The following is a 2,287-nucleotide window of genomic DNA, read 5'->3' as shown; positions in this document are numbered from 1 at the left end:
AGATGTGTATAAGAGACAGACCGCATACAGGGCATGTATCAGGGGCATCTTTTTCAGCAGTATATCCGCATACCTTACATATATAGTATTCACACTCCTCATTATTTCCCAGGTTTTCAAGGGCCTTTTTATAGAGATTTGCATGGACCTTTTCTACCTCATTGGCAAGGTGAAAACTCCTCATAGCACTTTTGTTGCCCTCCTCATCGGCAACCTTTATCATCTCAGGATACATGCTCTGGAATTCATGGGACTCACCGTTTATAGCCTCTTGAAGATTCTCTTTTGTAGATTTAATACCTTTTAGCTCCCTTAAATGATTGTGGGCATGGACTGTCTCCGCCTCTGCAGCGGCCCTGAATAGTCTTGCCACCTGCTTGTAACCCTCTTCCTCTGCCTTTTTTGCAAAGGCAAGGTATTTCCTGTTTGCCTGTGATTCACCGGCAAATGCCTCTTTTAAATTTTTTTCAGTCTTTGACATATTTGCCCTCCATTTTTAAAATTTAAAAATCTAATAATTCGTTGTGTGATATTCCCTGACCTTTTTAGCGAACTCCCTGCCAAACTCAAAACACCTATCCCTGTCCTCCTTTTTTGGTCTATACTGGACTTGTACCCCTGGTTCTACTATCTCTAAACCCATCTTTTTGAACATCTCGTATGCCTCTTTTACAGCCCCACCGCCCCAGCCAAAACTACCAAAGGCGCCTACAACCCTGTTTTTTGGTCGCAAGCCACCAAGATGGTATAGAAATTCTGCCACTGAAGGAAACATAACATTGTTTATTGTTGGTGTCCCTATCAGAGACCCCCTTGCCTTCCAGAACTCTTTTATGGCAACGCTCATGGGCGTAGCCCTTAGTTTTATAATCTTACAATCAATACCCTCATCTTTGATACCTTCCATTATCGGTATGGTCATGTATTCTGTACTGTGCCACATGGTGTCATAGATGATTACAACACTTAGGTTACACTTGCCGTTGGCAAGGTCAAGATATGTCTGGATAATCTTTCCAGGGTCTTTTCGCCATATGACACCGTGGTCAGGGGCTATCATATCTATCTCTAAACCGAGCTTTACAATCTCTCCTATCTTGTTCTTTATGAGTTGGCCAAAGGGCATAAGGATGTTTGCATAATAGTCTATAACTGCATCCTCTAACTCAAACTGAGAGGCGCAGGCAATAAACTCATCATCAAACCTTGATGCTGTTGCAATATGCTGTCCGAATGCATCCTGTGATATTAAGAGTTTTGCCTCTTTTACATAAGTCACCATAGAGTCAGGCCAGTGCAGCATAGGCGTCTCGAGGAACAAAAGGGTATATCTACCTGTATTCAATGCCTCACCGTTTTTTACAATCTTAAACTGCCATGAGGATGTGTCAAAATACCTGTCAAGCCCTTTTTTGCCCCGCTCTGATATATATATGGTTGCTTTGGGACATATTGCCATGATGGCCTCGATGCTACTCACATGGTCTGGTTCTATGTGGTTTATAACAACATAGTCAATCCTTTCAGGGTTAACTACCTCTCTTATATTTTCAATGGTTATAGAACTGAAGTCATGCTTTACAGTGTCAACAAGGGTAATCTTTTCATCTTTAATAAGATAGTTATTATAGGTTGTGCCGTTCTGTGTTATGTATCCGTGAAAATCCCTGACAGCCCAATCAATTGCCCCTACCCAGTATATATCTGGTTTAATCTCCACAGCCTTCATATAACCTCCCGATAGTTTTTAGTTGAATATAATAAAAAAAATAGGGGAAAAAATTCAAGGAAATATTTGACTATATGCCTTTCTATGCTTATTTTATATGAATAAAAAATGCCGAAGACGGGACTCGAACCCACACAGGCTTACAGCCTACTAGACCCTGAATCTAGCGCGTCTACCAATTCCGCCACTTCGGCACTATATTTAGAGTATAGATAAACAGTTGTTCTGTCAAGAGGTGTATATGAGAATTTTTCATTCTGTCGATGATGTGATGGGGTTTCCTGAACCTGTATTAACCATTGGTAACTATGATGGTGTCCATATTGGCCATCAGCGGATCATAAATAGGGTTGTAAAAACAGCACGTTCTAAAGCGGGCACCCCTATGCTTATGACCTTTAATCCCCATCCATTAAGCATATTAAAACCTGAAAGACACCTCGGGCTATTGATGCCCTTTTATATTAAAAAGATATTTATAGAGGAATACGGGATAGAGGTGCTTATTGCCGTGGATTTTACAGATTCATTAAGGCAGACACCCCCAGAGGTCTTTAT

General features: G+C 41.0%; 3 protein-coding genes and 1 tRNA gene. 1 reads left to right on the top strand and 3 read right to left on the bottom strand.

The window, feature by feature from the left end; genetic code table 11:
- From N3G78_14815 to N3G78_14805, 3 genes are all read right to left on the bottom strand, one after another.
- On the bottom strand, positions 1 to 481 hold a 481-nt coding region (locus tag N3G78_14815), incomplete at its 3' end, for a rubrerythrin family protein (protein ID MCX8119187.1).
- A 30-nt stretch (positions 482 to 511) separates the two neighbouring features.
- Positions 512 to 1,729: an FprA family A-type flavoprotein gene (locus N3G78_14810; GenBank protein ID MCX8119186.1), complete on the bottom strand. Its 1,218-nt coding sequence runs from the start codon at positions 1,727 to 1,729 to the stop codon at positions 512 to 514.
- Positions 1,730 to 1,838: 109 nt separating this feature from the next.
- A tRNA-Leu gene (locus tag N3G78_14805) sits at positions 1,839 to 1,923 on the bottom strand.
- A gap of 47 nt (positions 1,924 to 1,970) precedes the next feature.
- Here N3G78_14805 and N3G78_14800 point away from each other — a divergent pair.
- The coding region (locus tag N3G78_14800) for a riboflavin biosynthesis protein RibF (protein MCX8119185.1) at positions 1,971 to 2,287 on the top strand (317 nt) is incomplete at its 3' end.

Source organism: Thermodesulfobacteriota bacterium, assembly GCA_026415035.1.
Lineage (GTDB): Bacteria > Desulfobacterota > BSN033 > BSN033 > UBA1163 > RBG-16-49-23.
This window is presented reverse-complemented; position numbering and strand designations above follow the sequence as displayed.